This window comes from Paenibacillus sp. FSL H7-689 (assembly GCF_000517905.1).
Taxonomy (GTDB): domain Bacteria; phylum Bacillota; class Bacilli; order Paenibacillales; family Paenibacillaceae; genus Paenibacillus; species Paenibacillus amylolyticus.
The window spans coordinates 145,912-167,474 of record NZ_ASPU01000007.1 but is presented as its reverse complement, the minus strand read 5'-3'; the positions used below and the strand labels follow the sequence as shown (position 1 = coordinate 167,474).

The 21,563-nt window shown below is 47.1% G+C and carries 17 protein-coding genes and 1 pseudogene; 3 read left to right on the top strand and 15 right to left on the bottom strand.

Annotation, left to right across the window (positions count from 1 at the left end):
- Positions 1-121: 121 nt before the first annotated feature.
- From C170_RS05050 to xylA, 11 genes and pseudogenes are all read right to left on the bottom strand, one after another.
- On the bottom strand, positions 122-1,249 hold the full coding sequence (locus C170_RS05050) for a transglutaminase domain-containing protein (protein WP_036606951.1): 1,128 nt from the start codon (positions 1,247-1,249) through the stop codon (positions 122-124).
- Between the two features lie 201 nt (positions 1,250-1,450).
- Positions 1,451-3,844 (bottom strand): S-layer homology domain-containing protein, encoded by a 2,394-nt coding sequence (locus tag C170_RS05045; RefSeq protein ID WP_036606949.1) that lies wholly within the window; start codon positions 3,842-3,844, stop codon positions 1,451-1,453.
- 226 nt (positions 3,845-4,070) lie between these two features.
- Positions 4,071-4,997 (bottom strand): alpha/beta hydrolase, encoded by a 927-nt coding sequence (locus tag C170_RS05040; protein ID WP_051447016.1) that lies wholly within the window; start codon positions 4,995-4,997, stop codon positions 4,071-4,073.
- Positions 4,998-5,165: 168 nt separating this feature from the next.
- Positions 5,166-5,792: a bifunctional 4-hydroxy-2-oxoglutarate aldolase/2-dehydro-3-deoxy-phosphogluconate aldolase gene (locus tag C170_RS05035; RefSeq protein ID WP_036606947.1), complete on the bottom strand. Its 627-nt coding sequence runs from the start codon at positions 5,790-5,792 to the stop codon at positions 5,166-5,168.
- Positions 5,793-5,943: 151 nt separating this feature from the next.
- On the bottom strand, positions 5,944-7,095 hold the full coding sequence (locus C170_RS05030) for an MFS transporter (protein ID WP_036606945.1): 1,152 nt from the start codon (positions 7,093-7,095) through the stop codon (positions 5,944-5,946).
- A gap of 117 nt (positions 7,096-7,212) precedes the next feature.
- A complete protein-coding gene (locus C170_RS05025) occupies positions 7,213-7,611 on the bottom strand; it encodes an RrF2 family transcriptional regulator (RefSeq protein ID WP_036607093.1) in 399 nt (132 codons plus the stop codon).
- 183 nt (positions 7,612-7,794) lie between these two features.
- Positions 7,795-8,865: a glycosyltransferase gene (locus C170_RS31645; RefSeq protein ID WP_036607090.1), complete on the bottom strand. Its 1,071-nt coding sequence runs from the start codon at positions 8,863-8,865 to the stop codon at positions 7,795-7,797.
- A gap of 423 nt (positions 8,866-9,288) precedes the next feature.
- Positions 9,289-9,948 (bottom strand): annotated as a pseudogene (locus C170_RS31640) (glycosyltransferase); the annotation flags it as partial.
- Positions 9,936-10,652: a glycosyltransferase family 2 protein gene (locus tag C170_RS05015; protein WP_235200717.1), complete on the bottom strand. Its 717-nt coding sequence runs from the start codon at positions 10,650-10,652 to the stop codon at positions 9,936-9,938. The gene C170_RS05015 and the pseudogene C170_RS31640, both read right to left, overlap by 13 nt.
- 221 nt (positions 10,653-10,873) lie before the next feature.
- Positions 10,874-12,367: a xylulokinase gene (xylB, locus tag C170_RS05010; RefSeq protein WP_036606943.1), complete on the bottom strand. Its 1,494-nt coding sequence runs from the start codon at positions 12,365-12,367 to the stop codon at positions 10,874-10,876.
- Positions 12,368-12,990: 623 nt separating this feature from the next.
- Entirely contained in the window at positions 12,991-14,307 is a 1,317-nt protein-coding gene (gene xylA, locus C170_RS05005) for a xylose isomerase (protein ID WP_036606941.1), read from the bottom strand.
- A 198-nt stretch (positions 14,308-14,505) separates the two neighbouring features.
- Between xylA and C170_RS05000 the strand changes: the two genes are divergently transcribed.
- Positions 14,506-15,672 carry an ROK family transcriptional regulator gene (locus C170_RS05000; protein ID WP_036606939.1) on the top strand — a complete coding sequence of 389 codons (1,167 nt, stop codon included), beginning with the start codon at positions 14,506-14,508 and terminating at the stop codon, positions 15,670-15,672.
- 147 nt (positions 15,673-15,819) lie between these two features.
- The gene (locus C170_RS04995) at positions 15,820-16,017 is read left to right on the top strand and encodes a hypothetical protein (RefSeq protein ID WP_017692236.1); all 198 of its coding nucleotides are present in this window, start codon (positions 15,820-15,822) and stop codon (positions 16,015-16,017) included.
- Positions 16,018-16,156: 139 nt separating this feature from the next.
- Here the strand turns inward: C170_RS04995 and C170_RS04990 are convergent, their stop codons facing one another.
- Together C170_RS04990 and trxB are read right to left on the bottom strand one after the other, a co-directional pair.
- The gene (locus tag C170_RS04990) at positions 16,157-16,387 is read right to left on the bottom strand and encodes a glutaredoxin family protein (RefSeq protein WP_036606936.1); all 231 of its coding nucleotides are present in this window, start codon (positions 16,385-16,387) and stop codon (positions 16,157-16,159) included.
- 61 nt (positions 16,388-16,448) lie between these two features.
- On the bottom strand, positions 16,449-17,390 hold the full coding sequence (trxB, locus tag C170_RS04985) for a thioredoxin-disulfide reductase (RefSeq protein ID WP_036606934.1): 942 nt from the start codon (positions 17,388-17,390) through the stop codon (positions 16,449-16,451).
- A gap of 256 nt (positions 17,391-17,646) precedes the next feature.
- Here trxB and C170_RS04980 point away from each other — a divergent pair, with 256 nt between their 5' ends.
- Positions 17,647-18,378: a ZIP family metal transporter gene (locus tag C170_RS04980; protein WP_036606933.1), complete on the top strand. Its 732-nt coding sequence runs from the start codon at positions 17,647-17,649 to the stop codon at positions 18,376-18,378.
- A gap of 122 nt (positions 18,379-18,500) precedes the next feature.
- On the opposite strand, the gene C170_RS04975 is transcribed toward C170_RS04980, so the two are convergent.
- On the bottom strand, positions 18,501-19,310 hold the full coding sequence (locus C170_RS04975; RefSeq protein WP_036606930.1) for an alpha/beta fold hydrolase: 810 nt from the start codon (positions 19,308-19,310) through the stop codon (positions 18,501-18,503).
- A gap of 132 nt (positions 19,311-19,442) precedes the next feature.
- On the bottom strand, positions 19,443-21,458 hold the full coding sequence (locus C170_RS04970; RefSeq protein WP_036606929.1) for a heavy metal translocating P-type ATPase: 2,016 nt from the start codon (positions 21,456-21,458) through the stop codon (positions 19,443-19,445).
- Positions 21,459-21,563 lie beyond the last annotated feature (105 nt).

Here is a 21,563-nt window from a genome sequence, read left to right as displayed (position 1 = left end):
AGATTAGAATAGCAAAGCGACATATACAAAAAATAGACAACACTAAAATCCTCGTTTTTGAACACAAAATTGAACACAAAAAAGGATACTCCTCAAGCGGAGCATCCTGTTCAAACGGTTGTTATAGTGTCCAGTTAATTTTGACGCGCAGATCCGTAGTACCTTCCATTTTGGATACATAATAAGATATCGATTTCATGCCAAGTTGGTACAAATCCTGCAAATCTTCAATCAGTCCAGCTTCCGTACCCTTGTACCTGAATGTCAGCGAGGTTCCGCCTTCCTTCAGCTTACTCTGAACTTTGGTCTTCAGCGCAGCATGGCCTTTAACAGCATCCTGTTCATCATACAGGGAATAGTCCAGAGCATGGTACAGCTTCTGATAAGCGGCTTTTTTGCTATCTCCGGCCTTCACCAGCTTTAATAAAGCTTCTCGATATGGGGCTGGCGCAGCGGGGTACTTGCTTTTGCCTGTCCAGATATGGTCACGTGCCATCTCATCATCACTCAGCAAATAGTAGCTGTGGCTAACCTTACCTTTGCGATCAGGGGTAGGATCATCCCAGGTGGTGTCCATGTGATACCACTTGCCGTCCAGGTTCACGATATTCCAGGCATGAAGCTGCCCGCCGGCTGTACCTTCCACAATCCGGTTATCGATACCTACTCGCTCCAGCATCCGATAAGCCAGCAATGAGTATCCTTGACATACGGTACTGCCTGTAACAAGCCCGTCGTAGGCCGTATATTTCTTCAACGAAGTATCGTAAGAAAGGTTAAGCACAATCCAGTCGTGGATGACCTTGACCTTCTCATGATCCGTCATGCCTGGTTTGATGATTTCTTTCAACACGTTTGTGACTTTACGATTCACATAATCGGTCTGCTCCTTGGTCTCCCGATAGGAGAGAGTCACATGCACCTCGGCCGACACATTGGAGCCTTTATAATTAAATGCATAACTTTTAACGGTATATTGAATATAGGGGTCACTCTTCATTGCCTCATCGATGGAGGTTTGTAATTGTTTTTTGAGGCCTTTCACATTGCCTTTGTATGTAAAAACAAGTTCCTCCGTTCGCTGTGACATTGCGGTAAGCAAGGTCTGGCGCAAATCTGTTGCCGTGGATATATCTGATGTCCCTGATGCAGCATACAGTTGATCCAGATCAACCGTACGTGGTAATGCTACAGCAATCAGACAGCCTGCCAGCAGTATGGTGATAATTCGTTTCCCGTTCTTACCCATGAAAGGAACCCACCCTTCTTTGCAAAGTTCTCACGCCCTATTGTATCACAAAAGGCTCTGTCGTCATTCTTCTAGTTTTGTCAAAGCAAATCAAAAGAGACCTTCTATGGAAGGTCCCTTTGATCTTCAGTTCAGTGAATCACGATTACCCGTTATCTTCATCCTATGTTTCGTCTGGGTATGAGATGAGTGATTCCTCGTCTAATACAGACGATTACCACTCATAAACGTATCTGTTTTACCTTGAAGCTTCGCCAGCCGTTCCAATACTTGTGACGCTTCAGCTACCGTCACTTTGCGTGCAGGCATGAATCGTCCTTCAATCGAAGGAAGCAATCCCAGCTTCAAACTCAGGGAAACCGCTCCCTTACTCGTAATGGCACTGGCATCCGCAATGTTGGGAAGATCCGATGGCAACGTATAGAATCCGGCCAGCTTCTCATAGCGTAAAATACGTACAAGCAGCACTGCCAATTCTTCACGTGTCATCTCTTCTTGCGGATTCAGATTCTGTTCAGGGTCCGCTCCGGCAAGCCAGCGCTGATCGATTAATGCCCGAACTGCCTTATAATACGGGCTGTCAGGCGTCACATCAGCGTATAACTTGTCATCTCCGTCCCCACTGTAGTACAGATCCATATTTGGATTAATCGCTCTTGCCAGATAGTTAAACCAATCTCCTCGGGTGATAACACGATCCGGGAATACGCGTCCCTGCTCATCAGCAAGCAATACGCCATGCTGTGTCATATTGCTTAGAGCCGCTTCGGCCACATGACCCAAGATATCCGTAGGCTCAGCCTTTGTTGCGGAGCTGGTGTCCCCGTATAAAAGCTTCCACTCCCCTGTGTTCGCATCCAGCGCTTCATAGTTGCCATAGATCGAATTCTCATCACGTGTAGGCATATAAGCAAGGTTCACCCCCGCTGGGATGACTTGACCACCGTTCATACCATATCCGCCATAACGGGAATATGCGAGGATCAGCTTGAATTCCTCCAGATAGAGTGCCTTGGCCTCTTCATAACTGATGGCTGGCTTAACATCTGCCGGCAGTTGTTCAGGCGTTGCCGCAATACGTGTATAGAACTCGTTAATCGTCCCGTTGTTTAACACCTGTACTTGTGCCGTATCTTCCTTAACCGGAATTCCGTTCAGATAACGCTGGAACAAAAATGTGCGAGCATCATCCACCTCAATCACGTTAGCCAGTCGGAACTGCTCCGTTGCGTCTGGAACTAGCGCAATCACCGTGTCCATCGCCAGTTTCTCAGCCTGCTTCCGGGTTACCAATTTGCCTGCCTTCTCCTCAGCCGGCTTCTCCTGTTCCATCTCCGGTCCCATTCGTTGCATCATCGTATAACTGTAGATCTGCCCGGTAACTGCATCTACCTGTGCTGAGATATCCCGCATGAACATATAGGACATATTGGCACTTCGATCGCTCCAGCTCAGACTCCACACCTGATTGTTCGGACTTGAGTAATATCCCTTGCCCAACTGGTTATGCTCCAGCTTATAACCCTTGGGTATATCAAAGTTTGTTGCGACCCGATTGGCGGCCTGCTGTACATTTAACCTCGTACCATTGGCCGGGACAAAAGGCGTTACATCACCTTTCAACTTCGTATCCTGCTGCAAGGAATCTTCATCTACAGCTTTACCTGTTAATGTATTAATCCGTTCCAACGTATTGGCTTCAATCGGAATGATACTGATATTTTTTGGTGTATATGCAAGGTAATACTGCTGACCCTGTTTGGAAGATAGACGATCTTTGGCGATATAAGCCAGTTCCACATCGAACTGTTCTTCAAACTGCTGTCTGGCCTTCTCTTCTGAAGCTGCCGGTTTCGATGAGGGATACTTGGCTTCGATAGTACCTCGTGAGTAACCTGTCACCAAACCACTTTCATCCACATTAATGTAGACTGTCTCTGCGTCAGTTAACAATCCATCATGTTTTAACTGGTACCCGTATCGATACTCTGTTCTGCCAAACAATGACTCTTGTTCAATAGAAGAATACAGATCTCCAAGCGGAGCATATTCACTTTCCTTAAGTCCTGGAATCGCTTGGTACAACAATGCCACGGCCTTTTCTTCAGCTTGAGCTTTGGTTAACTTCACATCTGATTCCGAGACATGTTTATCCAGGATATCCGACGGCAAATGTACACTTAACACTTCCCCTGTGCCTGCATGTACAGTTCCACTGAATCCGGACGTATGATTACCTTGTGTAATCTGGAACCCGATCTCCCACGCCTTGTAGTCTGGCGGTGGATAGGAATTAGGTGAATCGAATCGTGCAGATGAGATCGTTGCTTTTTTTAATAATGGAAATAATTTCAGTATATTTTCACTGGCTTGCCTGGATGAGATTTTCGCTCCCTCAGGCACGTCATTGCTCGTTGCGTCTAGTTGTTCATTTTCCCCCGTTGTCGCTGCGGTCAACTGCTCTGCTTGCGCGGCTGATGCACTGCCTGCAAAACCTGGTGTTTGCGAAGCAAGCAGCAGTGTTGCCATCGCTGCGGTTGTTGCTTTGGTTGCGAACATTTTCAATCGTAAATTAAACTTCCAATTCAAACTCAAATCTGGACCTCTCCCTTCAATTTCATACAAAGAAGCATAACAAATAACCTCGCATGAATATTGCCAGTCTATTCTATGATACCATAAGCTTCCTTTTTAAGCGTCGTTTTCCGGGCAATTTTACAAATGTGAATTTCTGCATATTGCTAGTAACAGCAAAAAAACGCCAACCACGTTGGCGTTTTCTCTGTTAGCCTGCACTCTTATGTAGGCTGAATCTACCTTGTCAACTACTCGCTTTAGACGAATCGTTCAACTTCGCCTGACCTTGGACATGGGTTTTCAAAAAGGGAATAACGGTGTCCCAGAAGGTGGGATCTTCCTCAGAACAACTGTGTCCTCCGCTGTTGACCCATAGATGTTCAACAGGCGGATCGGCTTTGGACATAAAATATTCAAGCTCACTCGGGGGAATGAAATTATCTCCCTTGGAGTGCACCATAAGCATCGGCAGTTGCATCCCCCTGCGCCGTTCATTCAGCATCATCACCGGATCACGCTGACGATAAGATTTCAGAGATTCACCCAGTCGCCAGAACCAGATTCTCGGAATTAACTGGGCCAGTGGAAACAAGGGCAGACGTCGGCGTCTCAGCTCTGAACTGACGATTACTTCAAATTGCGATGGCATCGAGTCCGTAATCACTGCTGATACAGGAATTCCCTCCGTCACTGCAAGAATCGTACCCAGTCCACCCAAAGAATGTCCAAGCACTCCGATGGCATCCGCATCAATCTCTGGTCGTGCAGTCGTATACTGCAATGCCGCGAGCAGATCATCCCGGAACAGGTAGGCAGATGCAGCACGAACCGGATCACTGGCCCCATGACTACGCACATCATACATAAATAAGGCATATCCAGCTTCCCAGATCGGACGTGCGTAACGAAGAACACGGGAGCGATTGGAGCCCCAGCCATGTGCAATAATAACGAGCGGCCATGGTTTCGGAATGTCGGCTCTGGCGGGGATGAACCAGCCATGCACCCGACCTCCCCCACTGTCAAAGGTCACATCCTCAAATGGCATTGGGGGTGTGAGTGTGATTGGAATCTTCTTGGGTGTCTGGCTCTTTACCGCTGCCTTCCATAAACCACCTGCCGTTACTGCGGCCACGGCGAGCATGCCGCCTATCATTGTTTTAGCTTTCACAGGGCATCTCTCCTCTCCGAATTCTGGCATACATCCATCATAAAACAATAGAATGAACGGCACGTTAAGCGACATGGGTTTTTATGATAAAGATTGATCCAACAATTAATCTAAAGGCACCTTCATATATATACCCAAATATACATATCCCTCATCTAACGCTGGTGCCTAGGCTTCGGCTGCTTCCACAAATCTCCGTGCACATGCTGCAATCTGCTCATGATCTCCTGCCACAAGAGCTTCTCGTGGTAAAAGTGCACTTCCCAGACCCACTGCAGCAGCGCCTGCTGCGTAATAATCAGCAATATTCTCCAGTGTGGCACCACCTGTTGCCAGCAGTGGAATATGATTCAGTGGAGCTTTGATCTCCCGCAGATACGGTATACCCAGACTCGCCATCGGAAACAACTTCACAACTCGAGCTCCCGCTTCGTGGGCAGCGACAATCTCCGTAGGTGTCATGGCTCCAGGCCAGATCTCGACACCATGTTCTACAGCATATTCAATGACAGACAGATCGACATTGGGAGATACCAGAAATTGTGCTCCTGCAGCGACGGCTTCCTTCGCCATCTGCACATTCAGTACCGTACCCGCTCCAACATAAGCCTTTCCTTCATGCCGCTCACGCCAGTCTGCAATAATAGCATGTGCTCCAGGTGTGTTCAGTGTGACTTCCATTAGTCGGATGCCGCCACCTGTCATACCTTGTCCAGCTGTTACTGCCGCTTCGCGGCTTATACCGCGCACAATCGCAACTAGCCTTGACTCCAATAGTACTTCCGTCAAATTCATATCCAGTTCCCCTTGCTTCATCAATTCGGCAGCCGAAGACAGGCAATCATGGTCACCGCTTTTCCGTTATTCATTATTGTAAGGCATATCCTCTCCTGGATGAAATCATTTGATCCAATATTCACTTCTTGCTTTTAAAAAGACATTGAATTCAACTTGGTTTTGTAGTCAACCTGAAGGAAACAAGGGCAATCGCCAACGCCAACAGCAGGACCATACCACCAATCCACCCCAAATTTTGAACGGAATTGTATTTCACAACTACACCTCCCAATCCGGCACCGAAAGTCATACCTATGTTCATTACTGCCGTATTGTAACTCAGGACTGTTTCAGAAGACTGTGGTCTCAATGTTATCAAATAGAACTGATTCGCGGGCGTTGTTATCCAGGCAGCTGTGCCCCAAATCATGATGGTCAGAAGAATACCTATTGTGGAACCTGCTGTGATTGGCAAAATAAAGAGGGCACCAGCATGAATAATCAAACTGATTGGAATCGTGCGAACAGGTCCCCATCGATCTACCGCATAGCCACCAAGACGGGAACCTATGAATGCAAATACACCCAATACAAGTAACGCCGTACTAATCATTTCTATTGAAAAATCGGCTACAGAACTTAAAAGTGGAGCGATATAAGCAAATACCATGGTGTAACCCAGAATCCAGAAAACAGTCGTTAATAATCCGGTGATAACCTTTTTATCTTTGATAATCAATAATTGTTGCTTCAGGGAGAGAGACGGGTTACCCTCCATTCGAGGAATAAATCTGTACAACAGCATGAAATTAATAAATGCGATAATTGCAATCATGATATAAACGTAGTGCCAATCCATGTAGGCAGCAATGAAGGTACCAATCGGCACTCCTAATACCAATGAAACGGTGAATCCTGTGATGACAGTTGCAATGGCACTACCCTGTTTGCCAGAAGGAGCTAGTCTTGCAGCATAGTTCGTGGCTAGGACAAAATATAGACCACCACTCATGGCCAATACGATGCGTGAGAACATAAGCATGCCAAAGTTCAAACTGAAGAATGCAATGATATTTCCCAAGATAAAAATAAGCATGGAATACAGAAGTACTTTTTTACGTTGTAACTTGGAAGTCAGCATGACCAGAGCCCAGGCACCCAATGCATGAGATAGTGCATATACGGTGACCAATTGTCCCGCTAATGAGATCGAAACCTGTAAATCGCGGGCAATGATATCTAAAACGCCAGATACGACAAATTCGGCTGTTCCCACAACAAAGGCTCCTAAAGCCAATAAATAGATAATAAATGAATTCATTTCAGTCTCCTTTATTCAAAAGAATAGTGTGTGAAATCTTCTGGATATATTCGTTTGTCGAAATTTATAATAGATATAAAAGACAAATTATATCTATTATAAATACAAAAAAAATACTTAATGCATCATTGATATTTTACCGGCAATTGAAGATAATTTTCGATTTTTAAGCACTTCTTCCATCTGTCCTTCGGCAGTGATCATGGTTTCTTGAATTAAGCATCCCTGTTTATGATGACAGCAATCAAACAGAGAGGTTGTACCCTCAATGGCCTGTATGATGTCCAAAAACGTAAGATCCTCCCACTTCTCCTGAAGTGTATACCCGCCATGGGCACCAGATGAAGAATGAATCATCCCCTCTTTCGTCAATTTGGTTAAAATCTTGGACAGATATGTGGGTGAAACATTCTGCCACTTTGAAAGTTGCTGCACACCCACAGGTTTATCTGAATTGGATGCCGCAAGAAAAAGCATCGTGTGCAGGGCGTAATTGGTAGCTTTGGAATACTTCATCATCTCATTCCTCCCTAATAAAAGACTTAATATATCTACAATAACTCCTTTAATACAATTACGTCAATAACCCCCTCTCATAAAAGTGGCACATTGCGTCCACTCTTTTATCAGAGGAGGCTCTTGTTACAAACAACTGTTCCAGCAATATCTATACCTACAGTTCCAATCTATATGCATGCTTTAGGCATTTTCCAATACGTTATCCTTCTCCAAATCTTTAAAGTATCGATCGTTATATAACATGCTTGGATGTGTTGGATGATAGGCGAGTGCGATATCATTATGTTCCCGGGCCTTGGCACGGTTACCCATCCGGTCATAACACACACATAGTTGCAGATGCGGCATCCAGGTCCAAGCTGCTTCATTCAGCACTACCATAGGGTCATCAGGACGTACAGCACGAGTCGCCTGTTCGTACCAGAACAGGGCCTTGCGATAATCTTCACGGTCGGCAAAATAACCACCCAATCGACAGCAAATCTCGGCTCTTGGCAAATCATAGGCAAATGATCGGAACAACGCCGTGACTTCCTGTTCCGGATGTTCAAGTGCAGCTTCACAATCCGCAATTTTCTGGCAAGCAGCGATCTGATCTTCCACCCAGCCCAATCCGGTATCCAGAAACTTCTCATAGTACTTCACCGCATCCTCATGCTGTCCATGGTCCTTCAGCTCATTACCGAAATAGTACAAGTCACGCGGCCCGAATTCCTCTCCGGCCTGTTCCCTTTTGCGATAGATCCGCAGATTACGATCGGTATACACCTTATCTTTCTTGTGGGTAACCGCTATATCACTATGCAGCAGATTGCCCGCTACAGCCAGATATTCATGGACCGCGCCAATCCAGCGAAATTGCCGATCCCGACGCACCAGACGATTCCGGCGCAGGCTGTAGGCTACCTTGCCATCTGCTGTGAATGACAGATTATAATCCATTGTAACACTATCAACATCCGGGTCCAGCGAACGTTTCAAGGCGATCAGTTTCGCCCGATCTTCCGGTTCGAACACATCGTCTGCATCCAGCCACAGAATATATTCACTCTTTGCCTGATCGAAGGCATAGTTGCGTGCTGCTGCAAAGTCATCCACCCATTCAAAATCAACGATACGATCCGTATATCTGGAAGCAATCTGACGGGTACGATCCGTTGATCCGGTATCCACGATTACAATCTCATCGGCGATACCGTTGACCGAGTCCAGACATCTCGCAAGGGAAGCTTCTTCATTTTTCACAATCATACACAGGGTAATACTGATCGTCTCCTCCCCTCGTCTCGCCCTGCGGTTAAAGGCGGAAACCCCCGGAAGTTCGGACAATCGATAGATGTGGTATGCGGGGAGATGAGTATCAACGAACAAACGAAAACCCAGTGCTTGAGCACGGATGCAGAAATGACGATCTTCGCCCCAGAAGGATACATTGGGAATCTGGTCATATGAAGCTCCTGCTGCCAGAACATTTTTGCGAATAAGAGTACATGCCCCTAGCCCTCCAACTTCATAACAACCCGGGATCCGTAGCTGATTTAGAAAAGCAGTCGTTTGCGTGCCCTCGTCCTCCGTCTCGGTTCCGTCTACTGTTTTGCCACCGCGGCGAAACAAAGCATACTCATCTTGCAGCCATACCTGCGGCATTTCCCTGGCATCCGGCTGCCAGCGGGTCCAAAAAATATTGGATACAACGTCTTTGCCACTCGATACAAGTTGCTCCAGCGTCCGTGGATGCAGCACCAAGTCAGAATCAATCAGGAACACCGCATCGTAGTGATTGTCGCGTGCATATTGCAATATGCGATTTTTCAAACCGGCTACACGCCAAATCTGCTCATCCTGCCAATAGTGTCCTCCCTCATCCTTGCTGTACACCCCTTTGTTGTCAGGACTACCGCTACCATGTTCATCTGCTTGAATAACCGTCCCTTCATGCTGAAGCACAAATTCATGCAATATATTCGATGCGGCTTCTTCCACGTTATCGTCAACAAACAGATAATCCGTCTTCACTGTTGTTCGTTCCAGTGCATGCAGAGAATCCAGAAATTCACGGAGAACCGGAGTTGTCTGGCGAATCGGGCTGGCGATCAGTATTCTTTCTTGCTCAAACGCTTCATGCTCTTCCGATTGGCGGGTTTCCAGCGAATTATCAGAACGTCTGGACGGTCGATGATTACTCTGGCTCTCATGTTGCTCCTCTTTTTGATGTTCTTTCTCATTCTCTTTTTCTTGTGAATTCAGCTCTATTTGAGGTTGGGATTCTTCTTGCGATTTGCGTAACGGTTCTTTCTTCAACGTGCTCACTCCCCCTCTCCTTATTCGAACCATGCCAACAGTCGTGGCTCCTGATCCAATATCGATTCGTACTGTTCCTTCCAACCGTATCTTGCTTCAGGGTCCAGTGCTTGATAGCGTTCATATTTGCGGATACGGTCTTCTTCCCGCGCCCAACCATAGTGCTTCACCCGGGGAGCATGACATCCATAGGACCAATGCTGGATCGTTAACGGAAAACGACCACAATGCTGGGGTGTCTCCTTCCATTCATAGTTCATCCCCGGGTGATAACGAATCAGAAATGGCCGATAATAGGCATGCGCCTGCCAGAACTCATCTTCCCGGTAATGCGTCTCACTCCACATATCAAACAATCTGAAATAGATCGCATCTTCATTGCCACTGAGCAGCAGATCACGTACCACCCCAAAGTCACTGGTTAGGATCTCATCCGCATCCAGATTCAAAATCCACTCCGGATTGGTCGCCACCGTCTCTTCCCATTGTTGTTTTCTCAGACTTACCTCGTCTGCAAAACGTGAAGCAGTGTTCTCCACTAATACGAGTGGAATACCGTCCAGAAGTTCCCTGCACAGCGCGACCGTTCCATCCGCGCTTCCGTCATCAATGATTACTGCGCGATCAATCCAGGGACGATGTCTCTCCAGTGCCTGCCTGAGATAGCGATTCTCTTCATTACGAACGATCATCGACAAGGTAATATGTGGTCTTCCATGTTCCTCATGTCCATCCAAAGCTTCACCCCCATGCGCAAGCTTCTACCTATTAAAATGTCCGACACACAATTCCTGGACGAATCACAATCCTCTATTTCCAATCTATGCAGAGCCGGAATGCGGATATGCAGGCCAAGTAAACCTTTCATGGGGTTAATCTTGATGAACGACAAAAAAAGCACCCGCCTTCGCGGATGCTTTTAAGGTAATCACAATATTAATGTAGTGAAATAAATGAATTAACGGTATTCAGCCAAACGATCATTGAGACTACGCGTCTGTCCATAGACTTCCTGATACAGTGCGAACAGTCCATCATAGACGGCAACCGTTTCCGGGTTCGGCTCATAGGACTTCGCTGGACGAATAAACGCTGTTGCACATTCTTGCAAAGACGGGAACCAGCCACAGCCATAGGCAGCCAGCATCGCTGCACCCATCGCAGGACCCTGTTCGCTCTCCAGCTTCACAATCGTGGCGTTAAAAACATCAGCCTGCATTTGCAACCAAGCTTCGTTCTTGGCACCGCCACCAATGGAGATAACTTCATTGACTGTTTTGCCTGCACCACGCAGAATATCAATGGACTCGCGTAGCGAGAAGGTAATACCCTCCATCACCGCACGTCCAAAGTGCTCCAGCTTGTGCCCTGCATCCATACCGATGAAACTGCCACGGATATTCGCATCCGGATGAGGTGTACGCTCCCCAACGATATATGGTGTGAACAACAATCCGTTGCTGCCCGCCGGAATCTGATCGATGCCCTGCAAGAGCACATCAAACGATTTATCCGCTGCAAACGTATCCTTGAACCAGGACAAGCTATATCCTGCGGCAAGCGTTACACCCATAATATAGAAGGCATCTTTCTCCCCGTGATTAAAAAAGTGCACTTTGCCTTCGAAGTCGAGATCTTTACGCTCTTCGTAGGAAAGCACAACCCCGGACGTTCCGATGCTGCACATCGTCTGTCCTTCACTCAGAATGCCTGCGCCAATGGCACCACACGCATTATCCGCACCACCTGCAAATACTTTTGTCGCAGCCGCCAGACCCGTTTGATCCGCAATCTCAGGCAGCAACGTGCCCACTTCCTCAAACGATTCCACAAGACGTGGACAAAGAGAGATTGGCAGCTCGAAAGCTTCTGCAATCTCGTTGCTCCACTGCTTGCCTGCAACGTCCAGCAGCAAAGTTCCCGCTGCATCGGAATAATCCATAGCGTAATCCCCGGTCAGGCGATAACGTACATAGTCTTTTGGCAACAGGAACAAGGATGCTTGCTGTAACAATTCAGGCTCGTTCTCCTGAACCCACAGAATTTTCGGCAAGGTAAAGCCTTCCAGTGCACGGTTCCGGGCAATGCTTAACAGCTTGCCATCCAGCACTTTTTCGATGCGACGGCACTGAGCCGTAGTACGTGTATCGTTCCACAGGATTGCGTTACGCAGCGGTTTGCCTTCAGCATCTACCAAGACCAGTCCGTGCATCTGACCGGAGAAGCTCAATCCCTCGATTTCCGAAGGCTGCACGCCAGACACTTCCAGCAATTTACGCAAGGAAACAATGGTCTGCTCTACCCAATCTTCGGGATTTTGTTCGCTGTATCCAGCCTTGGGCTGGTACAACGGGTATGCCTCGGATGCTTCAAATGCCACTTTTCCTTCACGATTGACCAACACGGTTTTGACCGCGCTGGTTCCAAGATCGACGCCAATTACGTAACTCATAGGTTAACTCCTCTCGTTTGTAACAAGATTGTATAAATGAAACCTTTGATGCTCATATGGTCACTTCGTGATCAGAAAACCCTTGGATCGCCGTTACCCCCGGATTTCCTTTAATCCCTTTGACAAGGGAGAAATCCGGGGATAAATGCGCACGCTCCGCTTCCTCGGGTCCTTTCTGCTCACTCCGTTTTGCATGCACCATCTTAGACAACCATTTATATCAAAACAGTAAAAACATACTCGTTCTTATAACAGAAAGATTGATCCAATGACCTTGATTCGTCATTGGTTATAAATGAAACCTTGATGCTCATGTGGTCACTCCGTGATCAGAAAACCCTCGGATCGCCGTTACCTCGGGTCCTTTCTGCTCACTTCGTTCTGCATGCACCATCTTAGACAAACATTTATATCAAAAATTTTAAAAAATCGCGTTGTTTAACCAAAAAACCGCCCCCGTCTTCCCAAGGGAAAGTCGGGGACGGTCCGAATGTCATGCTTGTTCAGGCGTTCCATGGTACAAGCTAATCTTGTGCATAGGCAAGCTTGGATACTAATGATCAACACATATGAGTTGAGTAACCATCGGTGGTCGACGTTCACCAACCCTGCCTAATCCGCTATTAGTCAGCCAAGATGTACTGGTTGAGTTGTGCTCTCAGCAATTCCTGACGTCCGGATTGGTTTTTGCGTGGGCTTTCGTTGTTGAGTGCATACTCAGCAAGGGAAGCCAGTGTTGCTTTACCTGCAACTACATCTGCACCGATACCTTCGCTGAAGCTGCTGTAACGTTTTTCGATGAAGTCATCGAATACGCGATCTTCAATCAACTTCGCTGCTACTTTCAGACCTTTTGCATACGTATCCATACCTGCGATGTGTGCCAGGAACAGATCGTCAGCTTCGAAGGAACCACGACGTACTTTCGCGTCAAAGTTCACACCACCACGGCCGATACCGCCGTTTTTCAATACTTCATACATTGTCAATGTAGCATCGTACATATCAACCGGGAACTCGTCCGTATCCCAACCGATCAACATGTCGCCTTGGTTCGCATCGAGGGAACCGAGCATACCGTTTGTACGAGCAACGCGGATTTCGTGATCAAATGTATGACCAGCCAGTGTAGCATGGTTTGCTTCTAGGTTGAGTTTGAAGTGTTTGTCCAAACCGTATTTTTGCAAGAAAGCAATCGAAGTTGCTGCATCATAATCATATTGGTGTTTCGTTGGCTCTTTTGGTTTAGGCTCGATCAGGAATTGTGCATCAAAGCCAATTTCCTTCGCGTAGTCTACAGCCATGTGGAACATGCGAGCAATGTTGTCTTGCTCCAGTTGCATGTCTGTGTTCAACAATGTGTCGTAACCTTCACGACCGCCCCAGAATACATAGTTTTCAGCGCCCAGGCGTTTACCAACTTCCAGACCTTTTTTGATCTGTGCTGCAGCGTGAGCATACACGTCTGCGTTGCAAGTGGAAGCTGCACCAAACATGAAGCGCGGGTTCGAGAACATGTTCGCCGTGTTCCAGAGCAGTTTTTTGCCGCTGGATTTCATATGATCTTCAATCAGATCAACAATCGTATCAATGTTGCTGTAGAACTCACGCAGGTTGTTGCCTTCTGGTGCAATGTCCACATCGTGGAAACAGAAGAATGGAAGATTCATTTTTTCCAAAAATTCAAATGCCGCTTCCACGCGTACTTTCGCGAGGTCCAGACCTGAGTATTTATCCCACGAACGAACAGCTGTCTCCGCACCGAACGGGTCACTGCCGCCTGCAGTTAATGTGTGCCAGTAAGCCATGCCAAAACGGAAATGTTCTTCCATCGATTTGCCGGCTACCACTTCTTCCGGATTATAATGTTTAAAAGCAAAAGGATTCTTGGAATCTTTACCTTCAAATGCAATTTTATTAACGGATTCAAAATAGGCCATGTGTAAAATGCCTCCTCAATAGTTTTAAGAAATCGTTTACATAGTTATCCTATCACATCGAATATACTTTGTCTATTGGTTAAACAAAGTAAAATAAAATTGTTTTTTACATGGTTGTTTACGCTATAATAGTCGAATAACTTGTTTCGGATGTGGGTCAGAACCCTTTTATCAGAAGAATAGGAGTGCCTTAACCATATGAAAATTACCGGAGACCAGATGCTGGTCAAAAAAATAAACAAGTCGATCGTTCTCGATACGATCCGGCGCCATGCCCCTCTTTCTCGCGCACGAGTGTCCGAGGTTACGGGGCTGAACAAAGCAACGGTATCCAACCTGGTTGCTGATCTGATCAGTGATGACCTGGTGCAGGAGATTGGCCCTGGTGAATCCAGCGGCGGACGTAAACCACTCATGCTGCTGTTCCGAGGGACATCAGGCTATGCAGTCGGTCTGGAACTCAGTGTGACCCACTTGAAAGGCGTGCTTACAGATCTGGAAGGACACATCATTACAGAGTACGCAGTGACCTTGGAACATCATGACGTGTCCTCTGTACTGGAGCAATTGAAATTGGCAGCAAAACAGCTCATTGAAGCAGCTCCTGCTTCCCCTCATGGAGTCATTGGTATTGGCATCGGGGTGCCCGGCATGGTGGATGAGGCAGGAACGGTCCTGTTTGCACCCAACCTGGGGTGGGAGAAGGTAGCTCTGCGCTCGATGCTTGAAGAAGAATTTCAACTGCCTGTAACGATCGATAATGAAGCCAATGCTGGTGCCCATGGAGAGTTGAATTTTGGGGCAGGTATCGGTGTACGTCACATGATCTACATCAGTGCAGGCATGGGGATTGGTTCAGGCATCATGGTAGATGGTGAATTATACAAAGGCGCGTGGGGCTACGCAGGAGAAACAGGCCATATGTCCATTGAAGCGGAAGGTCTGCCCTGCTCCTGTGGTAATCGTGGTTGCTGGGAGTTGTACGCATCGGAAAAAGCCTACGAGCACCCGGATCACCAGCTAAAATTACCTGCTTATACCACACGAGAGCTTATTCATCATGCGGAGCAAGGCCACGATGCTGTTCAAGAATTATACAACACGATTGGACGCAAACTGGGGATTGGCATTACCAATATCGTTAACAGTTTCAACCCGGAACGTATTATCATTGGCGGTCCGCTCTCTGAAGCAGGTCCATGGATTGAAACAGCGTTAAAACAAGTTGTCGAGGAACGTACATTACCTTATCACCGCCGCAGTTTGCAGATTGAATGGGCAGCTCTGGGCAGCCGTTCCACCCGCGTTGGTGCCGCTTACTCTGCGATATCCCAGTTTTTAGGTAAAATTAGGGTGTCTGTCTAATAACAGATGAAAATTGACATCATTTCGCCCCATTTCCTCCCTTTTTGTTAAAGAAATCCAGATGTATAATGGGGTTATGTGATTTTTGTCATGGCTGTGTGAATCAAGCTGTGTTAATTCCGATAACGAAACGGAGTGAAAAAAAGCGTGACCTACGTGGATACTTCAGATATCTCGGCGCAAATGTTTGTCACCGTCCTCCTGTTCCTGATTGTGCTTGCGCCCCTGTTCAGCCTTGGCATACTCCGATTGTTCCAGAGCAAAAAGAAGGCTGGTTTCATGTACATGCTGTCAGGATTGCTGGTGTATGTTGTATTTCAGACTTTCATGAGTATTTTTTTCTAGATCATATTCTGCGTTTGCACAAAAAACCGTACCCTTCCGGGTACGGTTCTTTCTATATCCTAACGGCTCGCGAAAACCGGAATTGCATATGAATCGAAAATTTCTTTCAACATATGATGATTCAGATAATCAGCCTGATTTAAGCGTCCAATGCTTTGGCAAATTGGGTTTTGTTCATACCCAGAATGCGGTGTTCACCAATGACAGTCAATGGCACGGCACGTACACCCATGTCCCATACTTGTTGTGCAAATTCATCGCTAGTTTCGATGTTGCGCTCTTCATATGAAATACCTTTGTCAGCCAGGAACGTTTTTACGGATTTGCAGTTCGGGCAGTTGGTAGATGTATATAAAATTACGTTTTCCATGTTTAATTCACCTCATATGTTTTTTATTAATCTATCGTTTGGTTGGAATCAGCTCATTCTATTACAGAACAACTGCGCTGTGCTCCAAGCTCTCAATGTATTTCTCTGTGTCCATGGCAGCCATACATCCGCTACCTGCAGCTGTAATCGCTTGTTTGTAACGTGTATCCTGAACGTCACCACATGCGAATACACCTGGGATGTTTGTCTCGGATGTACCTGGTGTAGTCAGGATATATCCATGTTCGTCCGTAGTGATCTGTCCGCCAAGGAAACCAGTGTTTGGTGTGTGACCGATCGCTACGAATACGCCACTTGCCGGAATCACTTCTTCTTCACCTGTTTCGTTGTTTAACACTTTCAGTCCGGTTACGCCGTTGTCGCCAGCAAGTACTTCGAGTGGTGTACGGTTCAAAGCCATTTCTACTTTTTCGTTGCTGCGTGCACGATCCTGCATGATTTTGGAGCCACGCAGTTCTTCACGACGGTGTACCAGTGTTACTTTGGAACCGAAACGGGACAAGAAGCTTGCTTCCTCAAGGGCAGAGTCGCCACCGCCGATGACGATGATTTCTTTGTTACGGAAGAAGAATCCATCACATGTTGCACATGTGCTGACACCGCGGCCTATATTCGTTTCTTCGCCAGGGATACCCAGGTATTTAGCAGTTGCGCCTGTGGACAGGATCAATGTTTCCGATACGAGTTCACCCATACCTTCAACTTGAATCTTGAATGGACGCTCGCTCATGTCGATGTTGTTCACCCAGCCTGTGCGGAATTCAGCACCGAAGCGCTCCGCTTGTTTACGCATGTTGTCCATCAGTTCAGGACCCATAATACCATCAGGGAAACCTGGGAAGTTCTCCACTTCAGTCGTTGTTGTCAGTTGGCCACCAGGTTGTGGTCCTTCAATAACGAGTGGGTTCATGTTGGCACGTGCCAGATAGATTGCTGCTGTCAGCCCTGCAGGGCCTGTTCCAATAATAATTGATTTATACATGTATAGTTCCTCCCCCGGGTTCTGCAAAAAGGTTAGACCCTCCGGCATCAAAAGCTTAGGCTTTTGCATACACTAGAACGAAAAGCCCACATCATGTCCACAAGACCTGCCTGTGATATGACAATGGCCCTATGCAGAAACGGAATTCTAATTTATAATCATTCTAATCTGTTGTTCATTATGATCTCTTTTATGTACGGTGTCAATGCTCGGCAGCGATTATGAAGAAGTCTTCATCAGGAGGGAAAATGGAAGCATGAACGATGCACTCATTGGCAGTTTTATATCAGCCATGTCTACCGGCCTAGGGGCCGTACCGATTCTATTTATGCGCAAAATATCGCACCGTCTGCGTGATATCTTGCTGGCATACGCCGCAGGTATTATGACCTCGGCCTCGGTGTATAATCTCATTCCGGAAGCGCTTGGCCAATCGAATCTCTTTGTACTTGCATTTGGTATTATGCTTGGTAGCCTGGTTCTACTGGTGCTGGAGATGAAGATCCCACACGTCGATCTGGAGAATCCCGAGAAAATGCCTTTTAAAATTGAAACCAAAGCCTTCATGATTATTGCAGCCATCACCATGCATAATCTGCCGGAAGGGTTATCCGTTGGAGTCAGCTATGCAAGCTCGGATGAGAACCTTGGCAATCTCATTGCCTTTTCCATTGGATTGCAGAATGCGCCGGAAGGATTTCTGGTGGCCCTTTTCCTAGTAAACCAGAACATTGGCCGCTTCAAAGCGCTGGGTATTGCCACCCTGACCGGAGCGGTAGAGATTATTACAGCTATGATTGGTTACACCTTGAGCAGTCTCGTAGCTGGTCTTGTGCCTTATGGTCTGGCCTTTGCAGCCGGTGCGATGATGTTCATTGTTTATAAGGAACTTATTCCCGAGAGTCACGGCGATGGCAATGCACGTGTGGCGACGATGTCCTTTTTACTCGGGCTCATCACGATGATTGGTCTGACAGAACTGTTTTAATTGAAGACTAAAGAACCCGGCGAACAGTCCAAGACTGTCAACCGGGTTCTTTGTTTAGCCACAAATGAAGATTCCATGAAATTACTGGGATCGTCTGTCAGAGGTATTATGCCCTCTCCTGATCAGGATTGGATGAAACGAATCAATTCCGAATTGAATTTTTCCAATTCATCATAGAATGCACCATGACCACTCTCTTCAAAAGCAATCAGCTGAGACGAAGCGATGCCTTGGTGCATCTGCTCGGCGAACTCAAACGGACAGATCTCATCTTTTTTCCCGTGCAAAATGGCTGTTGGCACCTGAATGGAACTCAGGTCACCTCGCAAGTCCTCGTCCCGCAACGCAATTGCACTGCGAATGGTACCATAAGATGAAGCTTCCATGCCGAGGGCGTGGAACCAATCCATGAATGGCTGGCTGTGTTTCTTCGCGAAGAACATGCCGCCAAACGCCTCCAGTAACTTCGGACGATCTGCAAAGATTGGCTCAATGATCTGCTCGTTCAGCTGCTCTGGAGTCAATCCATACGGATAACCTTCACGCTGTGTGAACACAGGTGCTGCCGCAGATAACAAGGCCAGCTTGGAGACGCCATGTCCCTTATGGCGAGCCATGTAATGTACTGCGATCGCTCCACCCATAGAGAATCCTGCGAGTACCGCGTCTTTCAGCTCCAGATCATCAATAACGGCACGAACATCGTCTGCCATGCGATCATAATCATATCCTGTGGACGGCTTATCCGATAAGCCATATCCTCTAAAATCTATCGCAATGGCACGAATGCCATGGTTCGGCAGTACGTTCAATTGATATTCAAACATTTTATAATTAACAGGCCAGCCGTGCAAAAAGACAACCGGGGTTCCTTCGCCAATATCTTCAACATATACTTTTACATTTGGTTCCACTTGTACATAACGTCCCATATTTCACAGCTCCCTTATTATCGAATCGTCTCTTCGAATCATTACCCGCTGACCCAAGGTTCAAACGTAAGCTGTTCAACCAGCCGCATACTACTAGCGAGACCAATTAGCCATTTTCCTCTTCTAATCTGATTACCGTAGCAGTCTAAGCCCATTCAGAATAACCAGAATTGTACTGCCTTCATGACCTACCACACCCAGAGGCAATGCAACGTCTTGGAGGAAGTTACCAACAATCAAAGCCAGAATAACGGTAATGGCAAAAAACATATTCTGTTTCACCGTGCGCTGTGCTCGACGAGCCTGCCCAATCACCCAAGCGATCTCTTCAATGTTATCGTTCATTAATACCGCATCAGCAACCTCCAGTGCAGTTCCGCTGCCAGACAATCCCATCCCCATACCCACAGTTGCTGCTGCGAGGGCAGGCGCATCATTAACGCCATCCCCTACCATCAGAACCGGACCATACTGTTTGCGGAGTGCTTGTACCTGCTTCACCTTATCTCCAGGCAGCAAGTCTGCATAAACCATGCTTACTCCTGTTTCACGCGCTATCACAGAAGCAGATCTGGCCCGATCACCTGTTAACATGGCAACTTTTAGACCCAAGGCTTCAAGCTTCTTCACTGCAGCTACTGCCTGTGGCCTTACGGTGTCCCGCATGGCGATCAGCCCGACTAATTTACCATCAGCCTTAACAACGGATACGGTTTTCCCCTCCCCCTCAAGACGGGAACGTACAACGCTCCACTCAGAAGATACCTTCATATGGTTAGCACCATGTTCATCTGGATCATCAACGTTGCTGTCTTTCATCTCCTCTAACTGCATTGATCCCAGTACATCTGTTTTGCCAATGCTCCAGACCACATTGTTTACAGTTCCTTCGATGCCCCAGCCTGTTAAAGCCTGTACGTGCTCCGCTTCCTGAAGTGTGATGTTCTCCTTGTTCGCCTGATCTACGATGGCACGAGCTAAAGGATGCATGGACAGGTTCTCAATCGCCGCTACTGCAGCTAACAGCTGGGCACGATCTACATGTTCAGCCGTAATAATATCGGTCACTTGCGGGGTGCCCATGGTCAATGTACCTGTTTTGTCAAAAGCCACGACCCGCGTGCGAGCCATATTCTCCATATGGGCACCACCCTTGAAGAGAATACCACGGCGCGCACTGCTGGACATCGCGGACAGCATAACAGGCATGATGGAAGACACCAATGCACAAGGTGAAGCAACAACCAGAAACACCATCGCTTTATAAAATGCCTCATTCCATGTCCAGCCAAGCAGTAGTGGAGTTCCTGCAATCACAAGTAAAGTTACCCCTACAACAATACGTGCGTAAATTCCTTCAAACCGCTCCATAAAACGCTGGGAATCCGGCACTTCTGCCTGCGCTTCTTCCACCATTTTAATGATTTTGCCAAACAGTGACCCTTCAGCCGATTTTGTAACCTCTACGTATAATGCACCCTCCCCATTTACCGTACCTGCATAGACTTCATCCCCCGCAACTTTGTCCACAGGCTGGGATTCTCCAGTGATGGACGACTGATTGATAAAAGAACTCCCACGGTACACCACGCCATCCGCAGGAATCAGTTCTCCCGGTTTGACCAACAGGAGATCACCAGGTTCCAGATCATCAATAGCCACGAGGTTCATCTGTCCATCCTCAATACGCAGTGCCGTCTCTGGCTTGAGCGCCAGTAAAGATGAGATATCCTTATGACTGCGCTCTGTCGCATAACTTTCCAACGCACCACTGAGTGCAAAAATAAAGATCAGCATCGCACCTTCATTCCAGTAACCAATGGCTGCTGCCCCGAGGGATGCTGCAATCATCAGCAGGTTTACATCCAGATCACGTTCCTTGACCAGTGTCTCGATGCCTTCCTTCGCTTTGGTCCAACCGCCTACGGTATACGCCACAATGTAGAGCATGATGGATAAGGTACCAAAATAAGGTGCAGTTCCCCAGGCAATCAGCATCAACAGCCCGCTGCCCAATGCAGATTGCATCTCTTTATTCTGCACCATGGCTCGAAAATCAGGCTTACGTCCCCGGTTTGGGCCTGGTGTTTGGGATAAGCGCTGTTCCGCTTGCTTCTGTCTGTGTAGTGGTTGATGTATCGCTTGCATATGAATCACGTTCCTTTCGAATGGTAGGTTTGCGGATGACGAGTCTGCTAAATTCCGCTCCCAAAAATGAAGTTGTATTGAGAATGAGAGCCATTGTTAATGCCC